At 62.9% G+C, this 25954-nt stretch carries 25 protein-coding genes; 9 read left to right on the top strand and 16 right to left on the bottom strand.

Features of this window, described 5'->3' with window-relative positions:
* Positions 1-54: 54 nt before the first annotated feature.
* Both BWP39_RS16620 and BWP39_RS31975 read right to left on the bottom strand, forming a co-directional pair.
* The gene (locus BWP39_RS16620; protein ID WP_133116889.1) at positions 55-912 is read right to left on the bottom strand and encodes a hypothetical protein; all 858 of its coding nucleotides are present in this window, start codon (positions 910-912) and stop codon (positions 55-57) included.
* Between the two features lie 637 nt (positions 913-1549).
* Complete coding sequence (locus tag BWP39_RS31975; RefSeq protein WP_170043863.1) at positions 1550-1717, bottom strand: hypothetical protein; 168 nt, start codon at positions 1715-1717, stop codon at positions 1550-1552.
* Positions 1718-2409: 692 nt separating this feature from the next.
* On the opposite strand from BWP39_RS31975, the gene sap1 reads away from it, so the two are divergent.
* Positions 2410-2751, top strand: a complete 342-nt coding sequence (sap1, locus tag BWP39_RS16630; RefSeq protein WP_091016933.1) for a surface attachment protein Sap1 — start codon at positions 2410-2412, stop codon at positions 2749-2751.
* Positions 2752-3142: 391 nt separating this feature from the next.
* Complete coding sequence (locus BWP39_RS16635; protein WP_096721916.1) at positions 3143-3697, top strand: YaeQ family protein; 555 nt, start codon at positions 3143-3145, stop codon at positions 3695-3697.
* Positions 3698-3721: 24 nt separating this feature from the next.
* Here the strand turns inward: BWP39_RS16635 and BWP39_RS16640 are convergent, their stop codons facing one another.
* Positions 3722-4147, bottom strand: coding sequence for a VOC family protein (locus BWP39_RS16640; RefSeq protein ID WP_096721918.1), 426 nt, complete (start codon positions 4145-4147; stop codon positions 3722-3724).
* A gap of 499 nt (positions 4148-4646) precedes the next feature.
* On the opposite strand from BWP39_RS16640, the gene ada reads away from it, so the two are divergent.
* The 4 genes from ada (at position 4647) to BWP39_RS16660 (ending at position 9325) form a co-directional block, all read left to right on the top strand.
* Positions 4647-5756, top strand: a complete 1110-nt coding sequence (gene ada / locus BWP39_RS16645; protein WP_096721920.1) for a bifunctional DNA-binding transcriptional regulator/O6-methylguanine-DNA methyltransferase Ada — start codon at positions 4647-4649, stop codon at positions 5754-5756.
* A complete protein-coding gene (locus BWP39_RS16650; RefSeq protein WP_096721922.1) occupies positions 5753-6673 on the top strand; it encodes a DNA-3-methyladenine glycosylase family protein in 921 nt (306 codons plus the stop codon). The genes ada and BWP39_RS16650 overlap by 4 nt, the downstream gene beginning before the upstream one ends.
* Positions 6674-6943: 270 nt before the next feature.
* Positions 6944-8557 carry a glutamate--cysteine ligase gene (gshA, locus tag BWP39_RS16655; protein ID WP_096722677.1) on the top strand — a complete coding sequence of 538 codons (1614 nt, stop codon included), beginning with the start codon at positions 6944-6946 and terminating at the stop codon, positions 8555-8557.
* Between the two features lie 261 nt (positions 8558-8818).
* Positions 8819-9325 carry a hypothetical protein gene (locus BWP39_RS16660; protein ID WP_096722679.1) on the top strand — a complete coding sequence of 169 codons (507 nt, stop codon included), beginning with the start codon at positions 8819-8821 and terminating at the stop codon, positions 9323-9325.
* A gap of 31 nt (positions 9326-9356) precedes the next feature.
* Here BWP39_RS16660 and BWP39_RS16665 read toward each other — a convergent pair whose 3' ends face one another.
* The gene (locus BWP39_RS16665) at positions 9357-10925 is read right to left on the bottom strand and encodes a DHA2 family efflux MFS transporter permease subunit (protein ID WP_407944800.1); all 1569 of its coding nucleotides are present in this window, start codon (positions 10923-10925) and stop codon (positions 9357-9359) included.
* Between the two features lie 136 nt (positions 10926-11061).
* Positions 11062-11586 carry a MarR family winged helix-turn-helix transcriptional regulator gene (locus BWP39_RS16670; protein WP_096721926.1) on the bottom strand — a complete coding sequence of 175 codons (525 nt, stop codon included), beginning with the start codon at positions 11584-11586 and terminating at the stop codon, positions 11062-11064.
* A 241-nt stretch (positions 11587-11827) separates the two neighbouring features.
* On the opposite strand from BWP39_RS16670, the gene BWP39_RS16675 reads away from it, so the two are divergent.
* Positions 11828-12202 (top strand): hypothetical protein, encoded by a 375-nt coding sequence (locus tag BWP39_RS16675; protein WP_096721928.1) that lies wholly within the window; start codon positions 11828-11830, stop codon positions 12200-12202.
* A gap of 273 nt (positions 12203-12475) precedes the next feature.
* Positions 12476-14077: an efflux transporter outer membrane subunit gene (locus BWP39_RS16680; RefSeq protein ID WP_096721930.1), complete on the top strand. Its 1602-nt coding sequence runs from the start codon at positions 12476-12478 to the stop codon at positions 14075-14077.
* 30 nt (positions 14078-14107) lie between these two features.
* Here BWP39_RS16680 and BWP39_RS16685 read toward each other — a convergent pair whose 3' ends face one another.
* From BWP39_RS16685 to gspG, 8 genes are read right to left on the bottom strand one after another with little or no spacing between them, the layout of a single operon-like run.
* Positions 14108-14887, bottom strand: coding sequence for a type II secretion system protein N (locus BWP39_RS16685; protein ID WP_096721932.1), 780 nt, complete (start codon positions 14885-14887; stop codon positions 14108-14110).
* 31 nt (positions 14888-14918) lie between these two features.
* Positions 14919-15422 carry a type II secretion system protein GspM gene (gene gspM, locus BWP39_RS16690; protein ID WP_096721934.1) on the bottom strand — a complete coding sequence of 168 codons (504 nt, stop codon included), beginning with the start codon at positions 15420-15422 and terminating at the stop codon, positions 14919-14921.
* Complete coding sequence (gene gspL / locus BWP39_RS16695) at positions 15419-16801, bottom strand: type II secretion system protein GspL (RefSeq protein WP_096721936.1); 1383 nt, start codon at positions 16799-16801, stop codon at positions 15419-15421. The genes gspM and gspL overlap by 4 nt, the downstream gene beginning before the upstream one ends.
* Positions 16802-16829: 28 nt before the next feature.
* Entirely contained in the window at positions 16830-18029 is a 1200-nt protein-coding gene (gene gspK, locus BWP39_RS16700; protein WP_207556858.1) for a type II secretion system minor pseudopilin GspK, read from the bottom strand.
* A gap of 27 nt (positions 18030-18056) precedes the next feature.
* The gene (locus BWP39_RS16705) at positions 18057-18743 is read right to left on the bottom strand and encodes a PulJ/GspJ family protein (RefSeq protein ID WP_096721938.1); all 687 of its coding nucleotides are present in this window, start codon (positions 18741-18743) and stop codon (positions 18057-18059) included.
* The gene (gene gspI, locus BWP39_RS16710; RefSeq protein ID WP_096721940.1) at positions 18721-19134 is read right to left on the bottom strand and encodes a type II secretion system minor pseudopilin GspI; all 414 of its coding nucleotides are present in this window, start codon (positions 19132-19134) and stop codon (positions 18721-18723) included. The genes BWP39_RS16705 and gspI overlap by 23 nt, the downstream gene beginning before the upstream one ends.
* Before the next feature lies 1 nt (position 19135).
* Positions 19136-19675 (bottom strand): GspH/FimT family pseudopilin, encoded by a 540-nt coding sequence (locus BWP39_RS16715; RefSeq protein WP_096721942.1) that lies wholly within the window; start codon positions 19673-19675, stop codon positions 19136-19138.
* Positions 19676-19732: 57 nt separating this feature from the next.
* Positions 19733-20197 (bottom strand): type II secretion system major pseudopilin GspG, encoded by a 465-nt coding sequence (gspG, locus tag BWP39_RS16720; protein WP_096721944.1) that lies wholly within the window; start codon positions 20195-20197, stop codon positions 19733-19735.
* Positions 20198-20367: 170 nt separating this feature from the next.
* On the opposite strand from gspG, the gene BWP39_RS16725 reads away from it, so the two are divergent.
* Positions 20368-20778 (top strand): type II secretion system protein N, encoded by a 411-nt coding sequence (locus tag BWP39_RS16725; protein ID WP_096721946.1) that lies wholly within the window; start codon positions 20368-20370, stop codon positions 20776-20778.
* A 34-nt stretch (positions 20779-20812) separates the two neighbouring features.
* Here BWP39_RS16725 and gspF read toward each other — a convergent pair whose 3' ends face one another.
* The 3 genes from gspF to gspD are packed head-to-tail and all read right to left on the bottom strand — an operon-like array spanning position 20813 to position 25849.
* Positions 20813-22030 (bottom strand): type II secretion system inner membrane protein GspF, encoded by a 1218-nt coding sequence (gene gspF, locus BWP39_RS16730; RefSeq protein WP_096721948.1) that lies wholly within the window; start codon positions 22028-22030, stop codon positions 20813-20815.
* 4 nt (positions 22031-22034) lie between these two features.
* Complete coding sequence (gspE, locus tag BWP39_RS16735) at positions 22035-23537, bottom strand: type II secretion system ATPase GspE (protein WP_207556933.1); 1503 nt, start codon at positions 23535-23537, stop codon at positions 22035-22037.
* Positions 23538-23542: 5 nt separating this feature from the next.
* Entirely contained in the window at positions 23543-25849 is a 2307-nt protein-coding gene (gene gspD, locus BWP39_RS16740; protein WP_096721952.1) for a type II secretion system secretin GspD, read from the bottom strand.
* Between the last annotated feature and the right edge of the window lie 105 nt (positions 25850-25954).

The following is a 25954-nucleotide window of genomic DNA, read 5'->3' on the forward strand; positions in this document are numbered from 1 at the left end:
AGGTCCTTGTTGCGACAGAATCACCCGCGCTGCCTCCATGCATCAACGACAAGCCTAGTGGACTTCCTTCCTCTTCAGTTCGGCAAGCTTCGCCTCGGTGGCTTCGAACTCTTCCTGCTTAATGAGTGTCCCGATCGCCTGCCTGCAAAATTCCAATGATTGATCCAGCGCAGGTATAACCATCTTCTGGGTTTCCTTTGATGCGTTACCAGTGGTATCCACCACATCGCCGAAATGCCGTTTCCAATCGCTGCGCCCTATCGCGTAGTACGGCAGTGTCGACGCAACCGTATTCAAAATCGGTGTGCATGCGGGGGTTTGGATAGCATTGATATGTCCGAGCACGCTGTCGAGGTTTCCGCCCGCATGCTTCAAGGAATCCTGGCTTAAGGGGTCCCTTGACTTGAACAAATTGGTAGCGAGAGATTGCAACGCCGGCAGACGGCTCCGCGGCGGGTAATTGCCAAGTTGCGTAGAGATTTTCTCGAATGCTCCCTGCTCAAGAGAGGGATCCAACTGACCCAGCACGCTTCCCAGATAGGCCGTCGCACCAGCCCGAACGTTGCGCTCGTCGGATAGTTTGCCTGCCGTGTCGGCGCAGTCATCGAAAGTCTGTTTCGTGAGGCTCCCAGGAGCCTTGCTGATCATCTCGCCCATCCGGTTCACTGCATGCGTCATATATGCAGCCTGATCCGTAGACGCTAGCTCGGCGACACCTGGTTTTGCGGCGTTCGCTTCGTTTCGCGGGCGCGTTTCCGTCAACTGCAGGAGATCGTCCAGCGTGCCGGCCTCCCGAATGGCTTTGTGTGCTGCGTACAATGGCTTCAGCTCTTCGAGCGCGCGAGCATGGACCGCCTCCAGCATCGGTGCAGCACGCTTGAATCCAGTCGCATCGCTGTTGCGTCTGCTCAATGTGGGCCTCACTGCGTTGGCTGCAGGCCGATTCTGAAATGAATTCAATGCCTCGAAACGTACCTCACCCGAGATGCTGCTCCTTCTCGATGGTGGGGGGCCTGCCGTTGCGTCGGTGCTCGTCTCATGCGGTAAAGCGGGGAACCCTGTACCAGGAGGAGGATTACCGACGGAGGAGGTCATTGCAGTAGCGTTCAGAAAAAGTGATTTCCTGACTATGTCACTTTGTCGCGTATGAAATACCTTGGAACGGAGGCTGTGTAGCGAAATGCGAAGCGGGCGAAAATGCGGAGAGCGGGCAATGTCAAAGATGGTCAATTCCACACTTAAGAACTTGCCTGCAACCGCACACACACCCAGACTCTGGTGGTGACGTGCATGTATGGCGTTATGTGTGTGGTTAGGCCGCAGTTCCACGAACGCTGCGGCTTTTTTTTGCCTGTGCGTTTTGTTCTTGTTGCGCGCGCAACGGCATAGGCGCTGGTAGCAGATTGTCGATTTGCGGTTTTGCGCACGGCACGTTTTCGCACACCGCGGTCAATGCAGCGCGAAATACGCACCTCGCGAGAACGTAAGGTTCGCCGCCCTTCTCTCGTCGCAGTTAATCGTTCAGCGCAGCCTGTGCCGGCAAGTCCACTCAGTGACGATGCCGCAGGCTACGAATCGGATGGCGCCAGTCAATGCGCCGTGGCGACGCCTCCTGCTCACGGTCGCGATGTTCCTGCCATAGCTCGTCGGAAAACAGAAACGCGACGATCAATAGCGGCACGACCAGAAATGCGCCCAATATCAGGTGCTCGATCACGATGGCCTCCGATCTTCGTCACGCTGTGCTTTCATTGTAGGCGTACTGCGCGGCAAGTAGGTAAGCCGCCTCTCATAGGCCCTCAAGTGGCCGTCCAACGCCAGTTACCACCGACATCTCAGAGTGGCCGATGATCATGACTGATCCCGCCCTCGAAGTCATCCCGAACCGAAACCCGCGGATGAGTGTCATACCGTTATCCCCAAAGGCCACCCGATTTATCCCCGAACTTTTGCGCGGCGCCAGCGCTTTCCCAACCGTCAGGCCGCTCATCCACAGGTCCGCAAAAATGGACCTGGCATCATTTTTATTCTGCGGGCGCGACTTTCTAGTGGTTTTACGCTTAATTCACCAAACGACTTTGTGTGCGCCGCATCAAGCGGTTTCAGCATTTGTATTAAGTCGCTTAATTGAGTCTCCGCGTTTACGCGAATCAAAGCCGCAGACCGTTGCATTTAAAGGGCGGCGTTAAAAGCCATTATTGAAAACGCATCGTTACTACGGTCCTTTCACGGCACTTTCAGAGGCAAAACGACACGCCGCGCAGGGTGCGACAATTCGCCACTGTTGCAAGCGCACACAAGATGTGCTTGTGCTCGTCGCTGCATTTTATACAGTGCAAGGTGCGGGTACCCCATTGAAGTTAAATACATAGCTAACCTGAGTAATACCACCCGCACGGAGGCAGAAACATGATCAAGCGTGTCGCTCTTCTTTTTGCAGTTGCGGGACTGGCTGTCGCGTCGGCGGTTCAGGCGCAGGATAACGTGATCAAACCGCAGCAGACGATCCAGTTCAAGCCGAATGCATATGGCTGCCTGTCGAAGGACAAACTCGATGCAGCCGATCAGCACGCCCAGGCCGGCGAGCAGCAGAAAATGCAGGAATTTTTCTCCGGCTATCAGTGCTTGTCGACTCCTGAAAATGCGAGCTTCCGCGTGGTACGCGTGGTCGGACACGATATTGAATTCGTGAATTCCGGCAACAGCGACACGGAGGGGCTCTGGGCCAACGATCGATTCATCAAGCAGTAATGCCGCACGCAGCGCTATCGGTGAATAACCGATAGCTGGCGTGTGCAGAAATTATCCGGCCTTTTACGGGCCGGTATTGATTCGCGCATTTAAAGGCGGCCGGGATAATTCCCGGCCGCTTTTTCATTGGGGATCGTTTTCAGGCGCGACGGCTCACCTCGCAGCACAGATGCCGCGCACATTCGGTATCATCACGCGCTGGCTGCTCAGACTTCGCGCACCCGCTAACACGCTGGCGGACGGCGGCAGACGTAGCCCTGCATTGGTGTGGAGCACGCCGCCGTCGCGACGCGCAAAGTGCCGTCGTCAACCCGACAACACGAGCGGAGCGGCAGAACGCCGCCACGCTTCGATTTCTCTCAGGCCCGTGACATTGGGCCCCTGGTGCTGCATGGCTCTCAAATCGACCATCTACAAAGCCGATCTACAGATCGCCGACATGGACCGGCACTACTACGCCGACCATACGCTCACGATCGCGCGTCATCCGTCCGAAACCGATGAGCGGATGATGGTCCGCGTCGCCGCATTCGCCCTGTTCGCGCAGGAACGCCTGGAATTCTCCAAGGGGCTGTCCGATATCGACGAGCCGGATCTCTGGCAAAAGGACCTCACCGGCGCGATCGAAATGTGGATCGAGGTTGGACAACCGGACGAGCGCCGCATCGCGAAAGCGAGCGGACGTTCGAACGAGGTCGTCGTGATCGCATACGGCGGTCGTACGTCGGAGATCTGGTGGCAGGGCGTGCGCAGCAAGGTAGAGCGTCTGCGCAACGTAACGGTGTGGTCGCTCGGCGACGACGTCGCGGCGGCATTGGGCAAGCTGGCTGAACGCACGATGCGTCTGCAGTGCACGGTACAGGACGGAGAAGCGTGGCTGGGGTCGTCGGCAGCGGACCCGGTGCCGATCGAATGGACGGTGTTGAAGGAACCGGCTAACGCGTGACGCGTCACGCGTCCGGTATCGCCCTTAGAGCGAAGTGGCCCGCGCAGCGTCCGGCGGACCTTTGAGTTCGACCATGTTGTCCTCCGGATCGAACAGGTACAGCGACGTGCCAAAGCCATCCGCGCCATAGCGCGTCCCCAGCTCGCCGATCCGCGCGCCGCACTCAGCGAGGTGTTTTTCCAACGCAGCGGCATCGAACGGTTCGACGCGCAGACACAGGTGATCCATATTGCGCCCGGCGCCCGGCACACCGTTTTCCACACGATCGATTTTGCTGCCCACCGCCAGCAGGTCGATCAGCGAACGTCCGGCCCGCAACTGAACGAGGCCGATTTCGCGCTGCTCCTTCTCGACGCTGCATCCGAGCACGTCGCAATAGAAGCGGGTCATGGCCTCGAGATCGGTGGCACGGAGCACGACGTGGTCGATCTCTCGAATGTGAATCTGCATGGAGCGCACTCCCTTACCGGTTCAGTCCGCGGATTATTCCGGCTGCGGCTGGCTAGTGAAAGTTTAAAAGAAACACCGGGTATATGCCGGCACGGCCAAAGAGCAGGGGGCGAGGCGGCGCGCTGGCATGCGCTTGTATGAGGCTGGCCCGACCGTCTGATATGACGAAAAAGTACGCGGAATGCAGGCGAAAAAAAGCCCGCTCACTGGGAGCGGGCTTAATCCATATCAGGAGGAGACATGGAGGAGACAAGAGTGACTATACACACGGGGTTGGTGCGACGCAATAACTTTTTAAGGGAAAACCCGGAAATTAACATTCTCTGACAAGCACCCACTGCAAGCAGGGTCGGAGCCTGCTTCGGAATGGGTGCTGATGGCCGCCACACGGGCCTGACACGGGTCTGAAGGGTTCCAATGACAGAGCAAGATCCGGAGCGTACTGTGTCGACCTGCGGACTAAATTGGTGAACATCGAAACTGTCTCCCGGAATCCACGATGAAAACCGCCTATACCACCCCTGCCGAACGCTGGACCGCCGTCACGAGCCGCGACACTGACGCCGACGGCACGTTCTTCTACGGTGTCAAAACGACCGGCGTGTTCTGCCGGCCGTCGTGTGCGTCGCGCCAGCCGCGTCGCGAGAACGTCGACTTCTTCCTGTCCACCGATGAAGCGCGCGCCGCCGGCTACCGCGATTGCAAGCGTTGCCAGCCAGGCCGCCTGCCGCGCGAGATCGAAATCGTGAACCGCGCATGCGCAGCGCTCGACGCCGATCCGCAGGAGCGTCTGACGCTGCAGCAGTTGAGCGATCTCGTGCACGTCAGCCCGTTTCATCTGCAGCGTCTTTTTAAGCGTGTCGTGGGTGTGTCGCCGCGGCAGTATCAGGCCGCGCAGCGTGGCGCCGCATTGCGCGATGCGCTTGCGCGCGGCACAGCGGTGACGCGCGCAAGCGTCGACGCCGGCTTCGGTTCGCCATCGCGGATGTACGACAGCGCCGCCGCCGAACTCGGTATGGCGCCATCCGCGTATCGCCGCAAGGGTGCGGGCCTCGTCGTGCACTACGCGAGCGCCTCGACGCCGCTCGGCCTCGTGCTCGTGGCCGCAACCGCCAAGGGTATCTGCAAGATCGCATTCGGCGATGACGCTACGACGCTCGTCGATGAACTGCGCGGCGAATTCGCCAACGCCGAATTCATCGACGATCCCGCGCGACTCGCACCGTTCATCGAACAGATCGATGCGTATCTGCACGGCACCCGTGAGCGCATCGACCTGCCGCTCGACATCGCCGCTACCGCATTCCGGCAGCGTGTGTGGGAAGCGTTACAGCGCATTCCGTACGGCGAGACGCGCAGCTACTCGGACATCGCCGAGGCGGTCGGCTCGCCGCGCGCGGTGCGTGCGGTCGCCAGCGCGTGTGCATCGAACCCGGTTGCGCTCGCGATTCCGTGTCATCGCGTGATACAAAAGGGCGGCGCACTGGCCGGTTATCGCTGGGGCTTGCCGCGTAAAGCCGCGTTGCTCGATGCAGAGGCGCACCACACCGGCGCAACGTCCGCTCCTGTAACGATGGCCGTCGCCGCCGACCTGGATCACGCCGCTTGACGACCGATCTTGCTCACACCGCTTCGCTCGAGCTGCCGTTCAAGGCGCCTTTCGACTGGCCGCGCCTGCTGCGCTTCTTCAAAGGACGCGCGACACCAGGCGTCGAAGCGGTCGAGGACGGCGCGTATCGCCGTGCAATCGACTGGGCCGGCGACGCCGGCACGCTGACCGTGCGGTTGCATCCGCGCAAGCGCTGCATTGTCGCCACCATCGACGGCGCCGCGAGCCGACACGCGGACGCGCTCGCTCCACCGATCGCGCGCATGTTCGATCTGCATGCCAATCCAAAGGCAATCGGCGCGCATTTCGCCGACGACCCGTGGCTCGCGTCGCTCTTCGACGCCGCACCTGGATTGCGCGTGCCGGGCGCGTGGTCCGGCTTCGAACTCGTGGTGCGTGCGATCGTTGGTCAACAGGTTAGTGTCAAGGCCGCGACGACGATCATCGGTCGTCTCGTGCAACGCGCCGGCGAACGTATCGACGATCATCCGCACGAACACACCGCGTGGCGTTTTCCAACGCCCGCCGCGCTCGCCGCCGTCGACCTCGCAAAGATCGGCATGCCAGGCAAACGGGTTGCGGCGCTGCAGGGTTTTGCGCACGCGGTCGCGTGTGGCGACGTACCGCTCGACAACGCCACCGTAGACGCAACAGCGTTGCGCGCCGCATTGCTCGCATTGCCAGGCATCGGCCCGTGGACCGTCGAGTACGTCGCGATGCGTGCATGGCGCGACTCGGACGCGTGGCCCGCAACGGACCTCGTCCTGATGCAATCGATCGCGGCACGCCATCCGTCGCTCGTACGTCCGACACAGCAGCGCACGCGCACCGATGCATGGCGACCGTGGCGCGCGTATGCAGCGATGCATCTGTGGAACGAGATCGCGGATCGCGCAGGCGCGGCACGCGGCGGTTAATCCGTAAAGCAGGTCAAGGCAGGTCAAAGCAGGTCAAAGCAGGGCAGGACAACGCGAAACAACGCACGCATCAAACGACGACCGAAAGCCAGAACGCATCAACAGTTCCGCGCGAAATGCCCTGTCATAAGGCGTTAAAGCAGCGGCGAGGGCACCTCAAGCAGGTCTCGTGGCGAGATGTTAAAGTCCCGCTACCAAGAATCCGCCGAACGTTGTCGGCCGCCCCAGGCGGTCATGGCGGCAGACAACGCCCGACCTGCAACTGCACCGATGCCCAATACATCATCCCCCAATATGACCGACGTGCTCTCCCATCGCCTGTCCGTGCTGAGCACGGGCCCGCAGCCCGATGCACTGACTGCCGGCCTGCGCGGCATCGAAAAGGAAAGCTTGCGTGTCACACCTGTCGGTCGCCTTGCGATGACGGGGCATCCGCGCGCGTTCGGCTCGGCGCTCACGCATCCATCGCTGACCACCGACTATTCGGAAGCACTGGTCGAACTGATCACGCCGGCGGAACATGACGTCTCGATGACGCTGGAGCAACTCGATACGCTGCATCGATTCGTCTATGCAAAGCTGGACACCGAGATCTTGTGGAACAACTCGATGCCCGCGCTGCTGCCCGCAGACGACGAGATTCCGATCGCACGTTATGGCACCTCGAACATCGGTGAGCTGAAGTACGTGTATCGCGTCGGCCTCTCGCTGCGCTATGGCCGCACGATGCAATGTATCGCGGGAATTCACTACAACTATTCGCTGAGCGAAGAAGTGTGGCGTCTGCTACATGCAGACCAGCAGTCGACGGCCAGTCCCGTCGATTTTCAGTCGGAGCGCTATCTCGCGCTGATTCGCAATTTCCGCCGCACCAGCTGGCTGCTGATGTACCTGTTCGGCGCGTCGCCCGCGCTCGACCGGCGCTTTCTGCGCGATCGTCCGCACACGCTCGAAACGTTCGATGCCGACACGCTCTATCGTCCGTATGCGACGAGCCTGCGGATGAGCGATCTCGGTTATTCGAATACGACCGCCCAGTCCGCGCTGCGCGCCGACTACAACACGTTGCCGGGTTATCTCGACGCGCTCACGCAGGCCGTCAGCCAGCCGTATCCGCAGTACGAAGCAATCGGCACGCATCGCGACGGCAAGTGGGTGCAGATCAACACCAACGTGCTGCAGATCGAAAACGAGTTCTATTCGACCATCCGGCCGAAACGCGTCACGTATCCGGGCGAGCGTCCGTTGCATGCGCTGGCGACACGCGGTGTGCAATACGTCGAAGTGCGTTGCATGGACATCGATCCGTTCGAACCGGTTGGCATCTCGCTAGAAACGTCGCGCTTTCTCGATGCGTATCTGCTCGTCTGCGCGCTCGACGACAGCGCGCCGCTGCCTCCCGATGCGTACTGCGAAGCAAACCAGAACTTCAGCGCCGTAACGACCGAAGGCCGCAAGCCGGGGCTCGAATTGACGCGCGACGGCAAGACCGTGTCAATGATCGACTGGGCGAATGAGCTGCTCGCGAAGATCGATCTTGCGGCGGCCAGGCTCGATGCATTGCACGGCGACGATCGTCACGCGCGCTCAGTCACTACGCAACGCGCCAAGCTCGCCGACGTGTCGCTGACGCCCTCGGCACGCGTACTGAAAACGATGCGTGAACGGGAACAAAGCTTTCTTGCGTTCGGCCTCGCGCAAAGCGAAGCGCATGCGGCATGGTTCCGCAGTCGTCCGCTCGATGCGGCGAAATCGAAGGAGATGACCGAACTCGCCGCGCAATCGCTCAGCGAGCAGGCCACGCTCGAGCGGGAAGAGGTTGGATCGTTCGATGCGTTTATCGCGGCGTATCGCGCGTATACGTTGAACCGCTTTAGCGTGTAGGCGCCGCCGGCAGGTTCCAGAGGTTTCAGAAGGAAGAGGGCAGTCCAGACGGACTGCCTTTTTGTTTGCGCCTCGCAATCCGGCATCACGGCATCGCCACATCACGCCGCAACCGGTAAGCGCTGCGGCACGGCGATTGCTGCAAAAAAGGAATGGCAAGCTTTCCCGGAATCGGGAATCCGTTGAAACACGCATGCGTTACGGGTGTCCAACGACTATGCTCATACCAGCGACCCGCTTCGCCAACGGAGGAACACCTTGATCAAGCAATGCCTGTCGATCGCCGCGCTCTGTACTGTCGGTACGCTCGTCGCCGGTTGTTCTACCCGCGGTCAGGTCCAACCCGATGTCATGCAGATCGCCACCGCACCGCTCACCTGCGCGAGCAAGGCGGAGTGCGATCTCTGGTGGCAACGCGCGCAAACATGGGTCACGGGTCACTCGCGCTATCCGCTTGAATCGCGCAGCGATTCGTTGATCCAGACCACCGGTCCCGATGGCGGCAAAAGCGCTCTCGCGTATCAGATCACGAAGACACCGAACAACGACGGCACCTCCACGATCGGCTTCGCGGCGCATTGCGATAGCGCGCTCGGTTGCAAACCCGATCCGTGGAAAGCCGGTGCGGACTTCAAGCAGTTCGTGCGCAACGGCACAGCGAACGCACCAGCGGCAGGCAGCGCACCGCCGCCTGCCGCAGCGTTGGTGCCGGACGCAATGCCCGCGCAGTCGATCGCGTCGCCAACCGGAGAACAGCCCTCGCAGTGATCAGTCACCACGCGCTCCTCGTCGCGCGGCGTCAATGTCCCATCGACGCCGCCGCGCCTTTCTTCGGCTTCGTGATCCAGACCAGCACTGCCAGAAAGACAAAACCGACGCACGAGATGCGGAAGAAATCGTTGGTTGCCATCATGTAGCCCTGCTGCGTCACGATCTCATTCAACTGTGCCGTCACGCTTTGTCCCGCAACGCCGAGCGAAGACAACGCATCGCGATAGGCGTTTGTGTTCTGCGAATACACATTGACCGATTCCGACAACACCGCATGGTGATAGATCGCGTCGTTCTCCCAGTACGTCGTGCTGATCGCGGTACCGATCGCGCCCGACAACGTACGGAAGAAATTCGACAGACCGGAGGCGCTCGCGAGCCGTTCGTCGGACATGCTCGATAGCGTGATCGTCGTCATCGGCACGAAGAAACACGCCACACCGATGCCTTGCACGAGTCGTGGCCAGATCACATGGCTGAACGGGACGTCGAGCGTGAAGGTCGAGTTCCAGAACGACACGAACGCGAACACGACGAAGGCGAAACTCGCGACCATCCGCACATTGAGCCGGTGTATGTTGCGGCCGATCAGCGGTGAGAGGATCAACGCGAGAAAACCGACCGGCGCCGTAGCAAGCCCGGCGAGCCCTGGCGTATAGCCCATCACGGTCTGCAGCCACAGTGGAAAGATCACCACCGAGCCGAAGAACGCCATGAAACCGCCGGCAATGATCAACACGCCGAGCGCGAAGTTGCGATCCTTGAACAGCGTCAGGTCGACGATCGGTTCCTTTTCCGTCAACTCCCAGACAAGCAGGAACGCAATCGATACGACCGCGGTGATGGCAAGCCCGACGATGAAGCTGGAATTGAACCAGTCGCGATCCTTGCCGAGATCGAGCACCATCTGCAGACACGACACACCGATCACGAGCAACGCTAACCCGATCGCGTCGATACGCTGCTTCGCCGTCTTCGTTTCGCGGCCGCGCAGCAGGAAGTATGCGCAGGCGCCCGAGAACAGACCGATCGGCAGGTTGATGTAGAAGATCCAGGGCCATGTGTAGTTGTCGGTGATCCAGCCGCCCATCACCGGCCCGAAGATCGGTGCGACGATCACCGTCATCGCCCATAAGCCGAGTGCGAGCCCGCGCTTCTCTGGCGGATACGAGCGCATCAGGATGGTCTGCGACAGCGGCACCATCGGACCGGATACGAGCCCTTGAAGCAGCCGGAACGCGATCAGCGATTCGAAGTTCTGCGCGAAACCGCATGCCGCCGACGCGATCGTGAACAGCACCACCGACAGCGTGAACAGCCGCACCTCGCCGACCCGCCGCGCGAGCCATCCCGTGAGCGGCACGGCGATCGCCGACGCCACCGAATACGACGAGATCACCCACGTGCCTTCGCTCGTCGACACGCCAAGGCTGCCGGAGATGGTCGGCACGGCGACGTTCGCGATCGATGTATCGAGCACCTCCATGAAGGTGCCGAGCGCGAGGCCGACGGTCAGCAATGCGAGCCTGCCGCCAGCGAGCGGGGCAGGGTCAGCGGGCGCGGCAGGCGCGGCGGCGGAAGCCGTGGCGGCCATAATCTCTCCTCATCGGGCCAACACTTGTCGTGGCAGCCATATGTTGTCGCTATTAAGCAGATATTTCATGCACTAGCACTCTCTGCCCAGACAGACATTCGATTAAAACAATGGCGCCCGAAAGCGCCCCCTGACTGACTTACGCGTCGTCTTCCTCCGGCGACTTTTCCCGCAACCCGCACACCCCGGCGAGTACGTTGCCTGGATCCTGCGCGCCGGTACCGTTCGCGATGAAACGGCCCAGCAGATTCACCAGGGTAGCGACTTCGTCAGTGGAGAATCCGTGCAACTGTTCGTCCAGCACCGCTTTACCGAGCGCGGGCAGTTGACTCGCCGCTTCGCGCCCGGCGGGTGTCAGTTCGAGCTTGACGATACGCCGGTCGGTTTCGCTGCGGGTGCGTCCGATAAACCCCTTCTTTTCAAGCCTGTCCAGCATCCGCGTCATCGATCCGCTGTCGTACGACATGACCCGCGACAGCTCGAACGGCGTCGTTGCCCGGCCACACCACAGCAGCACGACGACGCCGACCTGGGGCGCGGTCAACCCCAGCGGTTTCACCGCGCGATCCATCCGTTCGAGAAATACCTCGCGTGCCTTCGACAGGTAATAGCCGAGGCTCGATTCGATAGATGTCTCGCCTGTGCGATGGGGACTGTCGTTCATCGGAGTCGTACGTGGAGCCGAAAAATTGCAGGGGATTTTATTAACTGCGACCGATTCGCCGGTCGACGCCCGATCCAAAAACAACAAGGACTGTCAGGTTAAGCGGAAGTATCTTGAAATTTAATTGCATAGTCAATATTATTGCAGGCAACGAGTTACGCGCGATCTGCGCCATTCGAGACCATGTTCTGACCGTTTTGCCGCGTCCAGCGTCCCGCTGCCACGCTTAAGGATTCCCGCGATGCTGTACCTGAAAAACACCCTCGGCGGCTTGGGCCGCTCCCTCACCGACACCGCACTGCACACGTTCCAGGGCTCGCACCGCTGGTGGAAGCTGGCGCTATACGCGGCGATGTTCGTGTTGCCCGGGGGATCGCTGGGTGTGTTGCTGCTTGCGTGGATCGAACATCGCCGGGCGCGTCGCAACGGGCAGGCTGAGGCAGCGGCAGGCGAACGGCAGGGCGCGCTTCGGCCCGCCGTCGCAGGCAGAGGGCCGGGAGCCGCCGCCGCATCGCTGGTGCCGGGCGCATCGGTCTGCCAGTCGCGCGGCGACGCGCCGGTGTGCCGCGCCGCCGCCGGCAAGCTCGCGCGACAAAGCCTCAGCGAACGCGTCTGAACCTCATCGGGCGTGCGAGAGCCGCTCGCTCTTGCACCGCCATCTGCTGGCATCCATCGCGGTTGCCTCCTGGCCCAGGTAACGCTACGTAACCAGCCGGAACGCCCGGTAACACACCCAGGCCTCGCCCCACATTACTCTTCCTGTTTTCCGTGCCGGAGGCGTCGCGTAAGCTACCATTCCGGAGCCGTCGCGACACACCGTCTTCCCGCCTCGCGGATGACCGCCCGACCACTCGACCGCCGGTCGGCCGAATCGACAGGAACCCTTTGCATGCCGTTGCACCGTACCCCGCGCCCACTGGCCGTTGCGCCACGCATCCTGACGCTCGCCGTGGCGGCAACGGTCGCGGCCGCGCTCGTCGGTTGTGCGGTCGGGCCTGACTACAAGCGGCCCGATGTCTCGGTTCCGGCGGCCTATAAGGAAGCCGCGCCCGAAGCCACGCAGCAAGCCGCGGACGGCTGGAAAACCGCCCAGCCCGCCGATCAGCACGATCGCGGCGCATGGTGGACCGTCTACAACGACGCGCAGCTCAACGCCCTCGAAGACAAGCTGAACAGCGCGAATCAGACCATCGCGCAATTCGCGGCGGCGTACCGGCAAGCGCGCGCGCTCGTCGGCGAGGCGCGCGCAGCGTATTTCCCGGTCATCAGTGCGTCGGGGTCCGGCTCGCGCAGCCGCGCGGCAACGGGGACGAACAACAGCAATTCCACGCGCGCGAATTCGAACGTGATCGGCAACAGTTTCAGCGCCTCGCTCGACGCCAGCTGGGAGCCCGATCTGTGGGGCAAGGTGAGCCGCACGGTGAATGCGCAAGAGGCCGGCCAGCAAGGCGCCGCCGCCGATCTCGCCAACGCCCGGCTGTCCGCTCAAGCCACACTCGCGCAAACCTACTTCTCGCTGCGCTCGCTCGACGCCCAGCAAAAGCTGCTCGACGACACTGTCGCCGCCTACACGCGTTCGCTGCAGCTCACGCAGAACCAGTACGCCCAGGGCGTCGCCGGCCGTTCCGATGTAATCCAGGCGCAGGCGCAGTTGCAGTCCGCCCAGGCCGCGGCAATCGATAACGGTGTCGCACGCGCGCAGGACGAACATGCGATCGCGGTGCTCGTCGGCGAACCTGCGTCGACCTTCTCGCTGGCGCCAGTGCCGCTTGATGCCACACCGCCCGCCGTCCCCGAACAGATGCCGTCGGCACTGCTCGAACGGCGGCCCGATATCGCCTCGGCGGAGCGCAAGGCAGCGGCAGCCAACGAGCAGATCGGCATCGCCATTGCCGCGTTCTTCCCCACGTTGACGCTGTCCGCGAGCGGCGGCTTCCAGAACTCGGTGTTCTCGCAACTGCTGACCGCACCGTCGCGTTTCTGGACCGTCGGCCCGCAGCTCGCGGCAACGCTCTTCGATGCCGGCTTGCGCAGCGCGCAGACGGACGCCGCGCGCGCCGCCTACGACCAGCAGGTAGCAACCTACCGGCAGACCGTGCTGGCCGCGTTCCAGGACGTCGAGGACAATCTCGCGTCGCAGCGCATTCTCGCGCAGGAAATCGTCGTCCAGCAGCAAGCCGTCGATTCAGCCCGCCAGGCGCTCGACATCATCACGAACCAGTACAAGTCGGGCACGGTCGCCTATCTGAACGTATTAACCGCGCAGACCACGGCATTCACGGCGGAACAGAAGCTCGCGAATCTGGCGGGCCAGCGGATGGTGTCGTCGGTGGGATTGGTGAAGGCGCTGGGCGGCGGCTGGGATGTGTCGCAGATGGCTCGCGAGAAGGGCGGTGTCGCGGCGCCGGCGGCGGGTGCTTCGGGCGTGTCGGGTGCCTCGACTGTATCGGCCACGCCGGTCGCGCAAACCGGAGCAGCCACCAGCAACTGATCGCGGCGAAATTCCCGCCGCGTCAGCTCATCACCGCGTAAACGTCAGCGCTACCGTACCCGGCCCGTTGGGACGTCCGAGCAGATTCAACAGTCCCGCGAGGTTGTCCTTCTGATCCGGCGACGCACTCGCCGTGCCCTGAAACGACGATCCGCCATTACCCAGCGTACCGTGCCCATCGAGCAGCAAAGGCCCCTTCAACGTCGACAGATCGAGCGTCGACGCGGCGCCTTCCGCCTGAAACACCACCCGGTACGATCCCAGCGGCTTGACCCGCGAAACACGCGAACTCATGTCGTTGAGCGTGACGGTCAACTGACCAAACGACTGGCCGCGAAACGCACGCCAGTCGGTCCACGACAGCCGCACGTCGCCTTGCAGATCGAGCGTATTGAACGGTGCGCCTAGCCCGGTCAGCAACGAAGCCGGCACGGCAATACTGCCCGCCGACAGCGTCGCGCTACTCGCCGCGGCATCGACGTTCACCGGATCGGGCATCGCGTCGCTCTGCCGCATCTCCATCCGAACCCGGCCGATAAAGAGCGGCCAGAACGCCGTGCGCCATTCGATCCGCCCGGGCAGCAGCGTCGCCGCGCTCGCATCCGGTCCCGCGGCCAGCATCAGCGTCGCCGAGCCGTGCCACAGCGAGCCCGCCGGATCGACGAGGTTGATATGCCCCTGCGTCTTCTTCGCGAACTGCGGCGTAATCCAGGCCGCCGGCAACATCGCCAGCAGCACGACCGCGCACGATACCGTCCCCACCAGCACCCACGGCAGCACGACGCGAGCGCGTCGCATCCAGAGACTCATGCCAAACCTTGTACTTGTGCAGTCATCGCGGTCATTTCGTGGTCGACGGTTGCAGCGACGCCGTCAGGTCGACCTGACCGTCGGCCTTCAGCGCCGTCACGTGCGCCTCCGCCACCTGCACTTTCAACTGCTTGCGCACGTCGTCGAGCCACACGATCCATGCCGGAAAAGACGCGTTCTTCAGCTGCACCTGAACGACATCGCCGAGTACCTGCACCTGGGTGGGCGCGAGACCATGCTCGGTGAGCGAGGTGGACAGTGCATCCTTGAGCGCACCGCCGGTTGGCGCCACGCCTTGCGCGGCGCCCGACAGCGCCTGCGCTTCGTTGGCCTGCGCGGTCATCTCCGCGAGATGCCGCTGCATCGCGGGCAGGTCGTCGCGCAGATGCGCACGGCCCTGCTGCGCCGGCGCCCACAGCACCGACCAGCCGATCACGATGGCCAGCGCCACGCCGCCCCACGTAAGCAGCGCCTTTTCGCGCGCATTGCGCGCGTCCCAGAATGTCGCCCAGGCTTCGAGTAATTGCGCTTTCATTGTGCGTTCCCGTGCTTGATCGTCCACTTGCCGACGGTGTCGCTATCGACCGTGCCGGACAGCCCGTTACCCGCAAGCCGCCTGGCCAGATCCGGATCGACCTTGACCTCGGGTTTGAACGTCACGTCGAGGCGACGCTCGTGATAATCGAGCGCAGCGACCGCGTTCACCGGAATCGGCCCGAGCGAACGTGCCAGACCGTCGGCCAGCGACAGGAAATCGTCCGGTGACAGTTCGCCGGCGGCCACGCGCAGTTGTTGCAACTGACGCGTCATCTGATCGGGGGCGTCGAGCACCACGGTCGTCTTCGGGAACGCATTCAGCAGCAGTTCGGTCATCTGCGCGCTCAACGCGTCGCGTTGCCGCGCGAGCATCAGCCATTGCACATTCGTACAGATGATCGCCACCACCAGCGCCGCCACTCCCAGCAACACGGGGACACGCAAACGCCGCAGCGTCGCGCGATCGAGCCGCCACGGCTGCGACGCGAATTCGAACTGGCACAGGTCGAAGCGGCTCTCCAGCGCGCGCCGCGCCAGGGTTTCGAACGGTAGCGGCTGCGCGCCGGTTACGTACGACGCAAGACTGCCGCGCGCATTTCCAGCAAGGCGCGGCTCGCTGCCCGGCATGTCGGTCAACACGTGCAGCTTGACGGGCGCTGCGCCCGATAGCGCGGCAAGGGTCGTCTGCACCGTGCTCGCGGGCACGGCCAGCCCTTCGCCCAGCACGCCACGCAGGACAGCCAGTTCGACACGCGGCGCACCGGTATCGAGCGTGGCTTCGCCTAGCAGCGCCGGCGCAGTCGACACCACGGTGCCGAGCACCGCGGCGACCACCGTCGTCAGTTCAGCCGCAGCGGCGGCCAGTTCTTCGACGCTCGGTTGCGCGGCCTCGGCGTCGCCGGGTTCGGTCGCCTTCCCGGGTGCCGCGAGCGGCGCCGCCGACGGCAGACAGCGCGTCACTGGCACCGCCCGCAAACTGCGATGCCCTGCCGCGGCAAACGATTCGGTGATGAACCTGAACCAGCCGCGATCGATAATCGCAACCACGTGCTGGCGCGCGTCGAGCGGCTTCGGATCGACGGCGATGTGACAGGTTTGCGGGTCCTGGATCAGTTGATCCTCGACGATGTTCGGCAACGCCTGACGCAACCGCGGCCCCTTCAACGGCGGCAAGGCGGTGGCAAGCATCAGCACGTCGCGCGCGGCGACGATCAGGACAGTCGACGATGCGCGCGGCAGCAGCGCGAGCGCGGAACGGCCCGCACGCTGCGTGCGCCCGGACTTGTCGAGCAGCAGGAACGGCAGCTCCGGCAGTTGCCATTCCTGCGACGGAACCGCCGGGTCGCGCGGCGGCAGTAGGACGATCAGTGTGCTCAAAGGCCACTCTCTCCGGAAAAGGCGTTGTTCATAGTTGGTCTCGCACCCGCACGATACGGGTGGTATGCGTCAACGAGTCGCGATAGACGAGCGTCGTGCGGTCCACTTCCGCGCGTTCGTGCTGCACGCGGCCATGGACCAGGAAATAACTGGTGTTCACATCGAGCTGGTTCGGATCGATCAATACGTTCTGCACGCCGGCGGCCTGAAGCGCGAGCGTCACATCGCCGACATTGCGGAAAAACACCGTCTCGCGGCGCGCGACCAGTGCCTGCGCGTTCGACACATTCATGCCGGGCACGACGGCGGCGATCACTTCGGCAGTGGCGGTGTTCATGTTGATCGGGGTGGCCGTCGGCAGCACGGTGACGAACGGGCGCAGGCGGGCGACCTGTTCCGACGTGAAGCCGGGCACATCGAGTAGCGAATCGACGCTTGTCATCTGCAGCGGCGGGACACCCGTGTCGCTGCTGTCGTCGTCCATACCGGGTTTGTCGGTGAAGCCGCTGCCATCGCCTCCGCCGCTTCCGATCGTCGTCGTCGAACCCGGTCCACCCGTGAGCGGCGGCGCCTGAAAACGGGTCGCCGAATGCAACAGCGCGAGGCGTATCTGAATTGCCGTGGTCTTGGCGAGCTGGCCGTTGATACCGAGCGTCGTGAGCAGACGCTGGAATGCCTGGATCTGCGCGATATCGAGTTGCAGCGTGCCGGGCGCGGGGCTCGACACGAGATTGCGCAGATTGAATTTCGCTTCGGCGTCTTCGATCGAGCCGGACAGATACGTGTCCGAGCCTTCCTGTGCACGCTTTTCACCGATCTGCCCGAGAAAATCCGAGAGCCGTGTCTTGGCGATGGGCACGCCCCATACGCCGCCGAGGTAGGTGATACCGCCCGAGCTATCGGCCTCCGAGCGCAGGATCAGACGAGTCCAGTCGAGCGCGCCACGCGACACCCATTGCGCCTGCGCAAGCAGACGCTGGTTCTCGATACGACGGATCTGCACCTGCTGGCGATACAGCATGCCCGCCACGAGAATGGCCGACAGCGCGACGACCAGCAACGCACTGATGATGGCCGCGCCACGCTCGCGCCCTGCTTGATGAGAGCAATGATGAGGACCATGCAGAGGACGATGCCCATGCGGGCCGCGACGGCGAGCGCAGGCACGGCTCGAGGCAGCGCCCCGCCGGACCGGCAGCCATGCTCGCATCGCCTCAACGCCCATCATGTCTCACTCCGTCACTCCAGCACTCGATCACTCGCCGACCAGAAACACGCGCGTCACCGGCTTCGCCAGCGACGTCGCTCCGATACTGACCTCAAGCCCGCTCACGGCGCGCGGCAACGGCGCATTGCCCAGTTGCGGCACCTTCAGGTTATTGGCGTTCTCGGTGATCGCGGACTGCACGTCGTTCATCTGCGTGGTCCAGCCGACCTTCGGCACATAGAGCCGTGCGTTGATCGCCCCGACGCCGCTCATCAGCGCCACCGAACTCCAGTCATTCTCACTGCCCGCCTGCAACGCCCGCTGCAAGTCGTTCAGGTTGCCGAGCGGCGGCGACACATAGCGGACCACCCGCCCATTGCCAATGCGGTAACGCACCACCTCCAGACGCGGCGCGACGCCCGGTGCATTGAGCTCGCGAACGATCTGCAGCACATTGCCACGCACCGATACTGCGGGCTGGCCTGCTTCGTCGTCGGTGGCCGCCTGACGTGCGTCGATGCGCATCTGATCGAACATCTGCGCGAACACGCGCTCGTCTTCCATCGCGTTGGTGATCGTCTGCCGGCCGCGCATGATCTGGTCGAGCCCGCGCCACGACAACACCGCGATGACCGCCATGATCGCGATCGCCACCAGCAGCTCGATCAGCGTGAAGCCGGCCACCGTCCGGCGACGATGCACCCCGCGGCGCTTAGAGCGAACGATTGGTTTCATTCGCCACCACCGTCACCATCTCCGCGAGATTGCCCGGCTTTCCGGACAACGTCACCGTTACTTCCACGCGGCGGAACAGTGGGTTCGGCGTGCCCGCCACATTCTCCGTACACGTCAGTTGCAAATTACCCTGCGAACAGTCGAAAGTCTGCGACCCGATATCGGGCCATGTATGTGTCAACCGCAACTGCGCGAGCGCATTGTCGGCGCTCCAGCCGGCCAGCAAGCGCCGGTGCAGATCCGCTTCGCCGGTGGCGAGACTGCCCACCGCGCGCAGCGACGCCGACAGCGCCACCGCGATGATCGCGAGCGCGACGAGCACCTCGATCATCGTGAAACCACTCGCCGCCGTACGGCCCGCGGCGTGCTTCCAACATCCCGTTCGCCGCATCTCAACGCACCTCATAGCGGCCATTGCCCGTACCGATGATCGTCGCGCGATTACCCGTCGCCGAATACAGCGTGACCTGCACCGGTTCGTCGATACTCTCGGTGCCGAACACGATGCGATCCGGATGCGTGTCCGAGCCGGGATAGTCGATCGCGACTCCCGTCACGCCGCCTTGCCATTGACGCTGGCCGAGCAGATCGTCACGCAACGGACGCCAGCCGTCGTCGGTATGCACGTCGAAGCGAAAGCCACCGTCGAGCGGTTGCCACGCGATCGGCCGGGCCCGCACCTGCGCCTCGTCGCCCGCCGATTCGAACAGCAACGCAAGACGCTGCGCTTCTTCATTCAGATCGCTGCGCGGATTGCGGTTCAGCGACATCGATGCCAGCGACAGCAACAGCCCCGCGATCACCAGCACCACCATCATTTCCAGCAGCGTAAAACCGCGCTGCAGCCGCACGCGCCGCGACGCCGCATGCGGCGCGCATGGCACCGACGCCTCGCACGGAACGTCGGCATGAAACGGGCGGGGCGTACGCATGGTGCGAGCGGTCGTGCGAAAGGGCGAGTGGACGCGGATCAGAAAACTATCGGCGCGCTATTGCCACGAACCCACGTCGGCGTCGTTGCCTTCGCCGCCGGGCTTACCGTCTGCTCCATAGCTGAACACGTCGATTTCGCCGTGCACGCCCGGATTCAGATACTGATACGCATTGCCCCACGGATCGTTCGGCAGGCGCTCGAGATAACCGCCGTCCTTCCAGTTGTTCGGTACCGGATCGGTGGTCGGTTTTTCGATCAGTGCGCGCAGGCCCTGGTCCTGAGACGGATAACGGCCGTTGTCGAGGCGATAGAGTTTCATGGCCTGCATGACCGTGCCGATGTCCTGCTTGGCGGCGACGCGACGCGCTTCGTCCGGGCGGCTCATGATCTTTGGCACGATCAGCGCGGCCAGAATGCCGAGAATCGCGATCACCACCATGACTTCGATCAACGTGAACCCCCGTTGACGGCCAGCGCGCACACCCGCGATTTCAGCGCGGCGATTGGTCCACATCTGCATAGCTTGCTACCTCGTTCAAAAAATTGGGCTCTCGATTTTGCCGGGTCAGGGCGTACTTCGCTGCGTCGTGTGGGACGCTATTGAACACGCCCGACCGGTCATTTTAATGTCATGCGGTTGCAGGGTTTCAACTCAACGCAAAATTCACAATAGTCCGTACAATATGGCGCATGAACGCTATCCAAACCCGCCTCCTTTCGCTCGCGCTGTTCGCCGTATTCTGCGCGACGCTTACGTACTGGATCGTCACGCTCACGTCGCACTCGCCGCCTGTGCCGGCTGCGGCGGCCCGCGTTCCGGTGTCCACCGACCAGGCCGCCACGATATTCGGCGGGCAGCTCACACGCAGCGTCAATCAGAACGTGCGGCTGTTCGGCATCCTTGTGCTGGACGGCGGTTCATCCGCGATTGTCAGCACCGGTGACGAACCGCCGCGGGCCGTGTCGCTCGGCGGTAAGCTCATGCAAGGCGCAACGCTTGCCGAAGTACGCCCCCGCTCGATCATCATCGATCGCAACGGCGCGCATTCGGAAGTGTTCCTGCCCGCCAACGCACCTGGCCCTACGATCTACGTTCGCTGATACTGCGCGGCACTGAGTGCCGCGCCTGACGCTATCACTGCACGAGATTGTTCAACTCGATGATCGGCAGCATCACCGCCAGCACGATCACCAGCACCACACCACCCATCGCGAGAATCAGCAGCGGCTCCAGCAGGCTGGTGAGAAACATCGTGCGCCGTTCGAGTTCGCGCGATTCGCCTTCGGATGCGCGATCGAGCATCGTCGTTACGTCGCCGGTCGCTTCGCCTGAACGGATCAGGTGCACGAGCACCGGCGGAAATGTCTTCGTATTGCCGAGCGCGCGCGACAGCGACGTGCCTTCGCGCACCCGCACGATCGCATCGTCGATGTTGTTGCGCATCGCCTTGTTGCTCAGTGTTTCGCTTGCCGCCTGCAACGCGCGCAGAATCGGCACACCGGCTGCTGTCAGGATGCCGAGCGTACTTGCGAAGCGCACCGTGTTGTAGCCGCGCACGAGCTTGCCTGCGAGCGGCGCGGTGAGCAGCCAGCGGTCGAAGGCGAGGCGTGGTCCGGCCTGTCGCAACGTCGCGCGCACGATGTAGGCCACCACGGCGATCGCGATCAACGTCGCCCACCACCAGTGCCGCACGAAGCCGGACAACGCCATCATCATGATGGTGAGAAACGGCAGTTGCTGTTTGGTACTCGCGAACACGCTAACCACCTGCGGCACCACATAGCTCAGCAGGAACGTCACGATGCCGAAGGCGATCAGTGTGACGATGCCCGGGTAGGTGAACGCGAGCACGATCTTCTGTTTCAGCTGGTTGCTCTGTTCGATGTAGTCGGCGAGCCGCGACAGCACGAGACCAAGCTTGCCGGTGTGTTCGCCCGCAGCGACCAGCGCGCGATAGATCTCGGGGAAATCGCGCGGATGCTGCGATAGCGCATTCGCAAGCGAATGCCCACCGAGCACTTCGGCACGAATCGACGCCATCAGCTCGCGGATGTAATCGCGCTCCGACTGATCGGTGAGAACGGCAAGCGCTTCATCGAGCGGCAGGCCCGCAATCAGCAGACTGGCGAGCTGGCGCGTGACGATAGCCTGCTCGCGTTGCGACAGCCGGCGCCCAAGTGATAACCGCTGTTGCCGTTCGCCGCGCGTGCGGGTGGCGGCCGGTTCGACCACCAGCGGTGTCAGTCCCTGGGTGCGCAACTGCGTGCGCGCACCGCGTGCACTGTCGGCATCGAGTACGCCTTTCTGCGCCTTGCCGGCCGCATCGATTGCTTCGAAACGAAATGCCGGCATGCTTTTACACTCCGCCCGTCACGCGAATCACTTCTTCGAGCGAGGTGAGCCCCGACGCGAGCCAGCGGTCGCCGTCTTCACGCAGCGTGCGCATGCCCTGCGCACGACCCGCCTGGAGAATTTCGGCATCGGGAGCGTTGCGGTGAACCAGCGTGCGGATGTGGTCGTCGATCAGCAGCAATTCATAGACGCCGCGACGTCCCGCATAACCGGAATGACCGCACTTGTCGCAGCCCACTGGATGCCACTGTGTGTGCCGCTGGCCGTCTTCGCCTTCCTCGATGCGCTCTTCCTTGCAGACCGGACACAACCGTCGCACCAGCCGCTGTGCGAGCACGCCCAGTAGCGACGACGCGAGCAGGTACGGCTCGACGCCCATGTCGGTCAACCGCGTCACCGCCGACGCCGCATCGTTCGTGTGCAGCGTCGCGAGCACCAGGTGGCCCGTCAGCGAGGCCTGCACCGCGATCTGCGCGGTTTCGAGGTCGCGGATTTCGCCGATCATGATCACGTCCGGATCCTGCCGCAGGATCGAACGCAGCGCCCGGGCGAACGACATGCCGATACGTTCGTTCACCTGCGTCTGGCCGATGCCGGACAGGTCGTATTCGATCGGGTCCTCGACGGTCATGATGTTCGTCGTCGTGGTTTCGAGTCGCGACATCGACGCATACAGCGTCGTCGTCTTGCCCGAGCCGGTCGGCCCGGTGACGAGCACGATGCCGTGCGGCCGCGAGATCAGCTTGTCGAACTTCACGAGCGTGTCGGCGGCCATGCCGAGTGCTTCGAGGTTCAGTCGGCCCGCGTCTTTTTCCAGCAGACGCAGCACGGCGCGCTCGCCGTGGCCCGTCGGCAGCGTCGATACGCGCACGTCGACCGGACGCCCGCCCACGCGCAACGTGATACGACCATCTTGCGGCAGACGCTTCTCGGCAATATCGAGCTGCGCCATGATCTTGATCCGCGAAATCAATGCACCGTGCAGCGCTTTCTTCGGGCGCACGACATCGCGCAACGTACCGTCGACGCGAAAGCGCACCACCGATGCGTTCTCGAACGGCTCGATGTGAATGTCCGATGCCTGTTCGCGTGCGGCCTGGGTGAGCAGCGCATTGATCATGCGGATGATCGGCGCGTCGTCTTCCGACTCCAGCAGATCCTCGACCTCGGGAATCTCCTGCATCAGTCGCGACAGATCGACTTCGCCTTCCACTTCGCCGACCACCTGCGCGGCGCTACCGTCCTGGCGCGCGTACGCCTGGTTGATCGCTTGTACGAGATCGTCAGGGGGTATCCGCAGCACCGACAGCGCGCCGAAATTGCGTCCCACTTCGGCGAGCGCGGCATCGGTCGTGCGCTCGCTGATCCACACTTCGAGACCGTCGGCGTGCTGATGCGCGATCAGGATCTGACCGGTCTTCGCGAAACCGTAGGGCAACAGGCGAGCGGCAAGCGGCGAGGGCGGCTCGCGCTCGCCGGAAGCTGTCGCAGCCGATGCCGGTGCCAGCGTGCTCACGGATGGGCTCCTGGGGATTCGAGGGGAGCGACGGGGGCGCTTGCGGGGGTGGGCGCGGCGGGAACAGCGCCCGCTGCTCGTGCCGCTTGCTGACGGCGCATCTTGTCGACGTCGAACAGGTTCAGTGTCGAGCCACCTTCAGCCGGACCGATCGGCATCGGCGGTGCCACAGGATCGTCCTTGTCCAGGATCAGGTTGTTGTCCGACTTGTATGCACCCTGTACACCCTGGATGTAGTCGTAGCGATTCTGCGTCACTGCCTGGGCAGTCGCATGGTCGCTGATGATCACGGGACGCAGGAATACCAGCAGATTGGTCTTCGTGCGGGCCTTCGATTCCGAGCGGAACAGCTGACCAAGCCACGGAATGTCGCCCAGCAGCGGAACCTTGCTGTTGCTGACGTTGTAGTTGTCCTGCATCAGGCCGCCGAGCACGATGATCTCGCCGTTATCGGCGAGCACCGTCGACTGGATCGAACGCTTGTTGAACGTGGGACCGTTCGGGTTGCTCGACGGAGTAGTCGTGCCTGCTACGACCGACGAATCTTCAGTCGCAAGTTGCAACTTGAGAATTCCGCCTTCGGTGATTTGCGGCTTGATATCGAGCGTCAAGCCGACGTCTACCCGGTCGACCGTGTTGAACGCGGAGGCGTTGCTACCGCTGTTCAGATTTGCATATGAGCCCGTCGTAATCGGCACGTTCTGGCCGACCACAATCTTGGCTTCTTCATTGTCGAGCGTGACGAGGTTAGGCGTTGACAGCACGTTCACGTCGTTGGACTGGGACAGTGCCTGCAACAATGCCCCCAGCCCCTTGACGCCGAAAACGTTGTGCACCCAACCAACGTTGAGCCCCTGTGAAATGCCTCCGCTACCGCCAGTCCCCGCCAGTGCCCCCGCAAGGCCAGCAGGCCCCGCCGCCGCCGCCGCCGTCAGATTGATAATGCTATTGGTGCCGGTTGCCGCGAGGTTGGTGCCAGCAAGGAGGGAGTTGTTCCCAATTTGCCACTGAATCCCGAGATCGGCATTCGTATTCGCTTGCAGCTCAACGATCAGCGCTTCGATATAGACCTGCGCGCGCCGCGCGTCCAGCTGGTCAATGACCGAACGCAGATTGCGGTACACCGCGTCCGGTGCCGTGATGATCAGCGAGTTGGTGGCCGCATCGGCCTGGATCATGCCACCAGCCTGGTTATCGTCACCCTTGTCCTTGTCGCCACCGAGCAGGCCCGCGGCGGCAGTGCCACCGCCAGTGGTCGAACCCGACGAGCCACCCAACGACCCCGACGAGCTCCCCAACCCCGAAGGCAGCGGCGGCGTGCCCGACGTCCCCGTCGAGAAACTGCCGCCATTGCCCGACTGCGAACCGTTGCCGTTCTGATTAAACGAATTCGCATCGTTGGAACTGGCCGACGAACCGCTGTCACCGCCTTTGCCCATCATCCCGCGCAGCGTCTTCGCGAGCTTCACCGCATCGGCATTGCGCAACGGCACGACGTGCATGTTGCCGGGCTGCGCAGTCGGCGCATCGAGTTCTTTCGCAAGCTGTTTCGCTGCATTGAGCCGCGCCGCGTTCGATGCACGCAGCAGCAGCGAGTTAGTGCGAGGGTCCGCAGTGACGGAGACTTTCAACGTCGTATCCGTACTACCGATCGCACCCGGATCGAGCATCTTCGACAGCGACTGTGCGGTGTCGAGTGCGTTCGCGTTACGCAGCGGTATGACCGCCACCTGCTGACCCGCTGCCGTATCCACACCCGCGATGATCTGCGCGATACGCCGCACGTTATCCGCGTAGTCGGTCACGACGAGCGTGTTGTTCGCAGGGTAGGCGGCCACCGTGTTGTTCGGCGAGATCAGCGGACGCAGCACCGGCAACAGATTGTTGGCCGATTCGTTCTTGAGCTGAAATACCTGTGTGATCACCTGATCGCCGCGCGCGGCAGGTGCGTTGCCGACATACGTCGGCACACCCTGCAGCTTCGCATCGGCTTCCGGCACGACCTTCAATACGCCGTGATCCTGGACCAGAGAGAACCCTTGCATCCGTAACGCGGATTGCAATGTCTTGAGCGCCTGATCTTCAGGCACCGGGTTTTCCGAAACGAGATTGAGTTGACCCTTTACGCGCGGGTCGACAATGATCGTTTTGCCAGTCGCTGCGCCAATTGCTTTCGCCACCTGATCAATGTCAGCGTTGACGAAATTGAGTGTCACCTGTGCGTGTGCAATCTGCGCGGTGATCAGTCCAGCAACCAGCAGCGCAGTGGTAACGCGCCGCAATGCCATACGATTTATTCTCATGGAATGTGATGTCGATACCGGCGACTATCTACAGTCACCGACGGTCATGCGCGGCGGATATCCGGGCAGCGGCAACCTCCTCGCTTGCTTTCACGCGCTGGAATA

The sequence above is a fragment of the Paraburkholderia acidicola genome (assembly GCF_002362315.1).
Taxonomy (GTDB): Bacteria; Pseudomonadota; Gammaproteobacteria; order Burkholderiales; family Burkholderiaceae; genus Paraburkholderia; species Paraburkholderia acidicola.

Coding starts and splice junctions, on each gene's coding strand:
- sap1 (WP_091016933.1), top strand. CDS start 2,410: ATGATCAAGCGTGTCGCTCTTCTTTTTGCAGTTGCGGGACTGGCTGTC.
- BWP39_RS16635 (WP_096721916.1), top strand. CDS start 3,143: ATGGCTCTCAAATCGACCATCTACAAAGCCGATCTACAGATCGCCGAC.
- BWP39_RS16640 (WP_096721918.1), bottom strand. CDS start 4,147: ATGCAGATTCACATTCGAGAGATCGACCACGTCGTGCTCCGTGCCACC.
- ada (WP_096721920.1), top strand. CDS start 4,647: ATGAAAACCGCCTATACCACCCCTGCCGAACGCTGGACCGCCGTCACG.
- gshA (WP_096722677.1), top strand. CDS start 6,944: ATGCCCAATACATCATCCCCCAATATGACCGACGTGCTCTCCCATCGC.
- BWP39_RS16670 (WP_096721926.1), bottom strand. CDS start 11,586: ATGAACGACAGTCCCCATCGCACAGGCGAGACATCTATCGAATCGAGC.
- BWP39_RS16675 (WP_096721928.1), top strand. CDS start 11,828: ATGCTGTACCTGAAAAACACCCTCGGCGGCTTGGGCCGCTCCCTCACC.
- BWP39_RS16680 (WP_096721930.1), top strand. CDS start 12,476: ATGCCGTTGCACCGTACCCCGCGCCCACTGGCCGTTGCGCCACGCATC.
- BWP39_RS16685 (WP_096721932.1), bottom strand. CDS start 14,887: ATGAGTCTCTGGATGCGACGCGCTCGCGTCGTGCTGCCGTGGGTGCTG.
- gspM (WP_096721934.1), bottom strand. CDS start 15,422: ATGAAAGCGCAATTACTCGAAGCCTGGGCGACATTCTGGGACGCGCGC.
- gspK (WP_207556858.1), bottom strand. CDS start 18,029: ATGATGGGCGTTGAGGCGATGCGAGCATGGCTGCCGGTCCGGCGGGGC.
- BWP39_RS16705 (WP_096721938.1), bottom strand. CDS start 18,743: ATGAAACCAATCGTTCGCTCTAAGCGCCGCGGGGTGCATCGTCGCCGG.
- gspI (WP_096721940.1), bottom strand. CDS start 19,134: ATGCGGCGAACGGGATGTTGGAAGCACGCCGCGGGCCGTACGGCGGCG.
- BWP39_RS16715 (WP_096721942.1), bottom strand. CDS start 19,675: ATGCGTACGCCCCGCCCGTTTCATGCCGACGTTCCGTGCGAGGCGTCG.
- gspG (WP_096721944.1), bottom strand. CDS start 20,197: ATGCAGATGTGGACCAATCGCCGCGCTGAAATCGCGGGTGTGCGCGCT.
- BWP39_RS16725 (WP_096721946.1), top strand. CDS start 20,368: ATGAACGCTATCCAAACCCGCCTCCTTTCGCTCGCGCTGTTCGCCGTA.
- gspF (WP_096721948.1), bottom strand. CDS start 22,030: ATGCCGGCATTTCGTTTCGAAGCAATCGATGCGGCCGGCAAGGCGCAG.
- gspD (WP_096721952.1), bottom strand. CDS start 25,849: ATGAGAATAAATCGTATGGCATTGCGGCGCGTTACCACTGCGCTGCTG.